Source organism: Mycobacterium sp. (assembly GCF_049683935.1).
In the GTDB taxonomy this organism is placed as follows: Bacteria; Actinomycetota; Actinomycetes; order Mycobacteriales; family Mycobacteriaceae; genus Mycobacterium.
Genome location: NZ_JBAUJR010000261.1, coordinates 21,720 through 28,028, shown reverse-complemented (window position 1 = coordinate 28,028; position 6,309 = coordinate 21,720). Strand labels below are relative to the sequence as shown.

The following is a 6,309-nucleotide window of genomic DNA, read 5'->3' as shown; positions in this document are numbered from 1 at the left end:
GTCGTCTGGTGGACCAGCGACGCGCGAGCCACCATCAGCCGGCCCGCCGCCGCCCCGGTCCCGAGCCTCAAACCCGCGACGGCGTTGCCTGACTCGCTCGAACAACGGTGGACCGCGTCCAGCCACGCGACCAGCCGACCGCTGGTGGTCGCGGGCGCGGCGGTGACCGGCGCCGGACGCGGCATGCAAGGCCGGGATCCGGCGACCGGTGACACCCTCTGGAGCTTCTCGCGGGATCTTGAGTTGTGCGGGGTCACCTGGGTCTACAACTACGCCGTCGCGGTGTACCCCGACGTGCGCGGCTGCGGGCAGGTCAGCACCGTGGACGCTCAGACCGGGGTGCGTGGCCCGACCCGCACCAGCTATTCCGACCGGCAGGTCACCCTGTCCGGCGACGGCACGACGGTGCTGTCGGCCGGGGACACCAGGCTGGAGTTGTGGCGCTCGGACATGGTGCGGATGCTCAGTTACGGCGCCCTCGACGCGCCGATCAAGGCAGGCACGCCGACGACCCCGCTGTGCCGCCTGGTCTCGGCCGCGGCGAGTTCGGTTGCGGTGTCGGTGCTGGAGGCGTGCGACGGCCAGGCCGACCTGCGCCTGACGCTGCTGCGTCCCTCCGACGAGGAGGACACGCCCGAGCTGAAGTACGTCCAGCAGACCGGCGTCAGCGACGGTAGCGGGGCGCGTGTGTTGGCGGTGACGGATACCACGACCGCGGTGTACATCCCCACGCCGAAGCCCAGGGTCGACGTTGTCGACGAGACCGGCGCGGTGATCGCGAGCACCGTGGTGCCCGTGCCGCCGTCACCCGACGCCACCGTGTCACGGCCGGGTGACCTGATCACCTGGTGGACAGGCAACAGTGTGATGGTGTTCTCCGCCAACAACTTTCAATACAAGTACACCGTCGCAGCCGCGGGGGGCGACCGGCCTGTGGGGCCGGCGACGATCATGGCGGGGCGCCTGATGGTGCCTGTCAGCAGCGGCTACGACGTCTTCGATCCGGCGACCGGAGCGGGCGATCGCCACATTCCGTTGCAACGCCCGCCGACGGCGGGACCGGTGGTGCCCGCCGTGGCCGGGAACATGCTGTTGGAGCAGCGGGGCGACGAGCTGGTGGCGCTCAGCTGATCACACCTCGGGGGTGAACGTCGGCAGCGCTTTGCCGTTCTTCCAGTGCTTGAGCAGCGAACCCGCGAACTCCCGATAGGCCATCGCGCCCTTGTTCTTACGTCCCTTGAGCACCGATGCTCCCGAGGCGCTCGCCTCCGCGAACCGCACGGTGCGCGGGATCGGCGGCGACAGCACCGGAAGGTTGTAGCGGTCGGCGACGTCGAGCAGCACGTCGCGGCTGTGGGTGGTTCGCGAGTCGTACAGCGTGGGCAGTGCGCCCAGCAGTGCCAGGTCGGCGTTGGTGATCTGCTGGACGTCGGTGATGGTGCGCAGGAACTGACCGACCCCGCGGTGGGCCAGCGTCTCGCACTGCAGCGGCACGATCACGGCGTCCGCGGCCGTCAGCCCGTTGAGGGTCAGCACTCCCAGCGATGGCGGGCAGTCGATGATCACCACGTCGAAGCCGTCGGAGACCTTGGCCAGCGCGCGTTTGAGGGCATACTCCCTACCGGCGCGCATCAACAGCATCGCCTCGGCGCCCGCCAGGTCGATGTTGGCGGGCATCAACGTCATTCCCTCCGACGTCTCGACCAGCGCCGTATCGGGCTCGACGTCGCCGAGCAGCACCTCGTGCACCGAGACGGCCAGCTTGTCGGGATCCTGCCCGAGCGAAAACGTCAGGCAACCCTGGGGATCCAGATCGACGAGCAGCACCCGCTTCCCCAGCTCGACCATCGCCGCACCCAGCGACGCCACCGTCGTCGTTTTGGCGACCCCGCCCTTTTGATTGGCGACCGCAAGTACCCGCGTCACGGATCCATCCTGTCATGTGCGCGGAAGTGGTGACGCGGCGTGCGGCACAATCGGGGGTGTGGGCCTACTGCAGCACCGGCTGATCCTGCTCCGTCACGGCGAGACGGAGTGGTCGAAGTCAGGTCAGCACACCAGCCGCACCGAACTCGAACTCACGCCACGCGGCCGCGAACAGGCGACGGCGGCCGCGGAGACCATCCAACAGCTGCGCCTGGACAACCCGTACGTGGTCAGCAGCCCCCGGCAGCGCGCCAGGACCACCGCCGAACTGGCGGGCCTGAGCGTCGACGACGTCGATCCGCTGATCAGCGAATGGGATTACGGCGACTACGAGGGGACCACCACCGTCGAGATCCGCCAGACCGTGCCGAACTGGCTGGTGTGGACCCACGGGTGTCCCGGCGGTGAGACCTCCGCGCAGGTCTGCGAGCGGGCCGACCGGGCGATCGACCTGGCGTTGCAACACATGGCGTCCCGCGACGTGGTCTTCGTGGGGCACGGTCACTTCTCCCGCGCGTTGATCACCCGCTGGATCGAGCAACCCGTCTACGAAGGCATCCGGGTGTCGATGCCGGCCGCGTCGATCGCGATCTGCAGTTTCGAGCACGGCGTACGCCAACTCAGTGCGCTGGCGCTGACGGGTCATCCCGATCCGGCCGCACCGGCGTGACCCGCGAACCGACGTTCGTTCTCACCGGCCCGGACGGTGTCATCGTCGCCGACGGCGTGCACACCGCGTTCCCGCGCATCGCCGACGCGCGGGCCGCGCTGGCCTCCCACAGTGCACCGATCATCGTGGGCGCCTTGCCTTTTGACATCTCACGACCGGCAGCGTTGATCCGGCCGCAGACGGTGGGTTTCACCGATGCCCTGCCTTCCTGGCCGGCGCGCGAATTGGCCACCGCACGCATCGCCGAGACGATCCCGCCCGCCGACGAGCACCGCGCCCGGGTGGCCACGGCCCTGCAGCGCCTTCGCGACCCGAACGGTGAACTGCGCAAGGTGGTGCTGGCCCGTGCGCTGCGGGTGATCGCCGACGGACCACTGGACGCCCGAACCGTGTTGCAGCGACTGGTCGCCAACGACGCACAGGCCAGTGCCTACCTGGTGGACCTGTCGGCTGCCGGTGACGGGTACTCCGGCGCCGCGCTGATCGGCGCCAGCCCCGAACTGCTGGTCGCCCGTCGCGGACAGCAGGTGCTGTGCCGCCCGTTCGCCGGATCCGCACCGCGGCTACCCGATGAGAAGGCCGACGAGGCCAGTGGCGCCGCACTCGCCGAATCGGCGAAGAACCGCCACGAGCATCAACTCGTCGTCGACGCCCTGCGGGCCGCGCTCGAACCCCTGTGCACCGACTTGGACATCGCCGAACAACCGCAGCTCACCAAGACCGCCGCGGTCTGGCACCTCTACACTCCGATCTCGGGGGTTCTGCGCGAAAGATCAACGACTGCTTTGGATCTGGCGATCGCCCTGCATCCCACCCCGGCCGTCGGCGGCTCCCCCACCACACAGGCCACCGCGCTCATCGACGAGATCGAGGGCGACCGCGGCTTCTACGCCGGGGCGGTGGGCTGGTGCGATCAGCGCGGCGACGGCCGATGGGTGGTCTCCATCCGGGGCGCGCAGCTGTCGGCCGACCGTCGCACCGCCGACGCGCACTCCGGTGGCGGAATCGTCGCCGAATCCGATCCTGACGACGAGGTCGAGGAGACCACCACCAAGTTCAAAACCATCCTGGCGGCGTTGGGAGTGCAACCGTGAACGAGACGATCCGCGCCGTGCGCGCGGGAGACGAAGCCGAACTGACCGCGATGATCCACGAGCTCGCCGAGTTCGAGCAGGCCGCGGCCGAGTGCACGGTGACCGAAACACAGTTGAGGGAAGCGCTTTTCGGCGAGCGCCCGATCGTGTACGGCCACCTCGTCGAAGTCGACGGCGCGGCGGCGGCCGCAGCGCTGTGGTTCCTCAACTTCTCGACCTGGGACGGCGTGGCCGGGATCTATCTCGAGGATCTGTTCGTGCGTCCGCAGTTCCGCAGGCGGGGCCTGGCCCGCAAGCTGCTCGCGACGCTGGCCCGCGAATGCGTGGACAACGGCTACAGCCGGCTGAGTTGGGCGGTGCTGGACTGGAACGTCAACGCGATCGCCCTCTACGACAACGTCGGCGGCCGACCGCAGAGCGAGTGGATCACCTACCGGGTGGCCGGACCACAACTCGCGGAGCTGGCGGGCGAGTCCTGAAGTCGGTGCTCGCGCACCTCAGCGGTCGTCGTCGGCCGACGACTGCGTCAGCCAGTGCACCGTCGAAGAGTTGAACAGCAGCGCGAGCACGGCCACCGACACCACGGCGACCAGCACCGCGTACCCCAGCTGCCCCGAGGTGAAGACGTAGAACGCGACGCCCAGCAGCAGCAGGTTGACGAACACTGCGATGCCGCGGCCCCACTGCCGGCCGGTCCACAGCGCCCAGCCTGCGGCCAGCACGCCCGCTCCCATGATCACGAACCAGGCCGCGGTGCCGTAACCGCTGATCCCGGCCTCCCGATGACCCGTGGCCTCCCGGAACGTCAGCACGATGGCTGTGACCAGGGCCAGGCCACCCTGCAGCGCGACGATGGTGCCGGCGACACGCACCGCACGGGGCATCAGCGTCACTGCGAGAGCCTGCCCGCCAGGTACTGCACCGCCATCTCGTAGCCCAGTGGTCCGGCACCGGCCACCACCATGTCGGCGACGGCGGACACGTACGAGTGGTGACGGAACTCTTCGCGGGCGTGGATGTTGCTCAGATGCACCTCGGCGACCGGTAGTTCCACCGAGCGCAGCGCGTCGGCGATCGCGACCGAGGTGTGGCTGTAGGCGGCCGGGTTGATCACGATGCCTGCGCAATCGGTGCGCGCGGCGTGGATCGCGTCAACAAGTACCCCTTCGTGATTGCTCTGCACGGCCCGAACGTCCAGGCCTGCCTCGGCAGCCACTTCCGCCACCCTCGCCTCGATCTGCGCCAGCGTGGTGGATCCGTACACCTCGGGTTGCCGGGTCCCGAGCAGGTTCAGGTTCGGCCCGTTGACGAGCAGCAGTCGACGTTCGGTCACCGTTGTACGGTACCGGCGACGCGCTGACCAGACGGCGCAGTGCGCGGGCTTGGGCGTCGCCCCCCGACGCGTTTAGGCTCAGCCCTCGTGCGCGCCGTGCTGATCGTCAACCCGAATGCGACCTCGACGACGCCTGCCGGTCGTGACCTGCTGGCGCACGCCCTGGAGAGTCGCGTGAAACTCAGCGTCGTGCACACCGACCATCGCGGCCATGCCATCGAGATCGCGCAACAGGCCACCCGCGCCGGTGTGGACGTGCTGATCGTGCACGGCGGCGACGGCACGGTGAACGAGGTGGTCAACGGCATTCTCGGCGAAGTGGGACCGGGTGACGCGGGCCCCGCGGTCGGCGTGGTGCCCGGCGGATCGGCCAACGTGTTCGCCCGCGCACTCGGAATCAGCCCGGACCCCGTCGACGCCACCAATCAGCTCGTCGACCTGCTCGGCGCCTACCGCCGCGGCCACACCTGGCGGCGGATCGGTCTGATGGACTGCAAGGAGCGCTGGGGGGTGTTCACCTCGGGCATGGGCGTCGACGGGGACGTCGTCGCCGCGGTGGAGGCGCAGCGGGCGAAGGGCCGGAAGGTCACCGCATCGCGCTACATCCGGGTCGCGACCCGCGAGATGCTCGCCAACGCGCGCAAGGAGCCGACGATGACCGTGCACCTGCCAGGCCGCGAACCGGTCAGTGGCGTGCACTTCGCGTTCGTGTCGAATTCGAGCCCGTGGACCTATGCCAACAAGCGCCCGGTGTGGACGAACCCCGACACCACCTTCGAGACGGGTCTGGGCGTGTTCGCGATCACGAGCATGAACGTGTGGTCCAACCTGGGGGTGGTGCGCCAGATGCTGTCGCGCAACCCGCGCCTCGACGCCAAGCATCTGATCCGCGACGACGACCTGGCGTGGTTGAAGGTGACCAGCGACACCCCGGTCGCCTGTCAGATCGACGGGGATTACATCGGTGTGCGCGAGGCGATGGAGTTCACAGCGGTGCCCAACGCCCTCGGCGTGGTTGCTCCGCTGCCGAAGCTGACTGATTAATTGGCTTGACCAGCGGGAACTTATTCTGCAAGCTAGTTCACAGCCGGAATTTAGGGCGCAGGTGTGTTGAGCGTAGTACAACGGAGTTAGAGACCCGGTAACGGACCTCGGTAGTGAGATAGACCACGTGTTAACGAACTGCTATTGACATCTGTTCAGCCTGTGAAAGCATCTTATGCAACAGCGCAGAAACATTTGGTGCGCTCGCGTTAACAGCCGAAGTAAAGCTCGTGCGCTCTGCT

The 6,309-nt window shown here is 68.4% G+C and carries 8 protein-coding genes; 5 read left to right on the top strand and 3 right to left on the bottom strand.

Annotation, left to right across the window (positions count from 1 at the left end):
• On the top strand, positions 1–1,131 hold a 1,131-nt coding region (locus tag WA965_RS15275), incomplete at its 5' end, for an Rv3212 family protein (RefSeq protein WP_526447740.1).
• On the opposite strand, the gene WA965_RS15270 is transcribed toward WA965_RS15275, so the two are convergent.
• Positions 1,132–1,926, bottom strand: a complete 795-nt coding sequence (locus tag WA965_RS15270) for a ParA family protein (protein WP_526294404.1) — start codon at positions 1,924–1,926, stop codon at positions 1,132–1,134. It abuts the gene before it with no gap.
• Positions 1,927–1,984: 58 nt separating this feature from the next.
• On the opposite strand from WA965_RS15270, the gene WA965_RS15265 reads away from it, so the two are divergent.
• The 3 genes from WA965_RS15265 to WA965_RS15255 are packed head-to-tail and all read left to right on the top strand — an operon-like array spanning position 1,985 to position 4,169.
• A complete protein-coding gene (locus tag WA965_RS15265) occupies positions 1,985–2,596 on the top strand; it encodes an acid phosphatase (RefSeq protein WP_526294405.1) in 612 nt (203 codons plus the stop codon).
• Positions 2,593–3,690 carry an isochorismate synthase gene (locus WA965_RS15260; RefSeq protein ID WP_526294406.1) on the top strand — a complete coding sequence of 366 codons (1,098 nt, stop codon included), beginning with the start codon at positions 2,593–2,595 and terminating at the stop codon, positions 3,688–3,690. The genes WA965_RS15265 and WA965_RS15260 overlap by 4 nt, the downstream gene beginning before the upstream one ends.
• On the top strand, positions 3,687–4,169 hold the full coding sequence (locus tag WA965_RS15255; protein WP_526294407.1) for a GNAT family N-acetyltransferase: 483 nt from the start codon (positions 3,687–3,689) through the stop codon (positions 4,167–4,169). Before WA965_RS15260 ends, WA965_RS15255 begins: the two co-directional genes overlap by 4 nt.
• A gap of 18 nt (positions 4,170–4,187) precedes the next feature.
• Here WA965_RS15255 and WA965_RS15250 read toward each other — a convergent pair whose 3' ends face one another.
• Both WA965_RS15250 and aroQ read right to left on the bottom strand, forming a co-directional pair.
• Positions 4,188–4,574, bottom strand: coding sequence for a hypothetical protein (locus WA965_RS15250; protein WP_526294414.1), 387 nt, complete (start codon positions 4,572–4,574; stop codon positions 4,188–4,190).
• Positions 4,575–4,579: 5 nt separating this feature from the next.
• Positions 4,580–5,023 carry a type II 3-dehydroquinate dehydratase gene (gene aroQ / locus WA965_RS15245; RefSeq protein ID WP_526294408.1) on the bottom strand — a complete coding sequence of 148 codons (444 nt, stop codon included), beginning with the start codon at positions 5,021–5,023 and terminating at the stop codon, positions 4,580–4,582.
• An 87-nt stretch (positions 5,024–5,110) separates the two neighbouring features.
• Here aroQ and WA965_RS15240 point away from each other — a divergent pair, with 87 nt between their 5' ends.
• Positions 5,111–6,067 (top strand): diacylglycerol/lipid kinase family protein, encoded by a 957-nt coding sequence (locus WA965_RS15240; protein ID WP_526294409.1) that lies wholly within the window; start codon positions 5,111–5,113, stop codon positions 6,065–6,067.
• Positions 6,068–6,309 lie beyond the last annotated feature (242 nt).

Bases quoted from the DNA above. Each gene is read 5' to 3' on its own strand.
- WA965_RS15250 (WP_526294414.1), bottom strand. From the start codon at position 4,574: ATGCCCCGTGCGGTGCGTGTCGCCGGCACCATCGTCGCGCTGCAGGGT.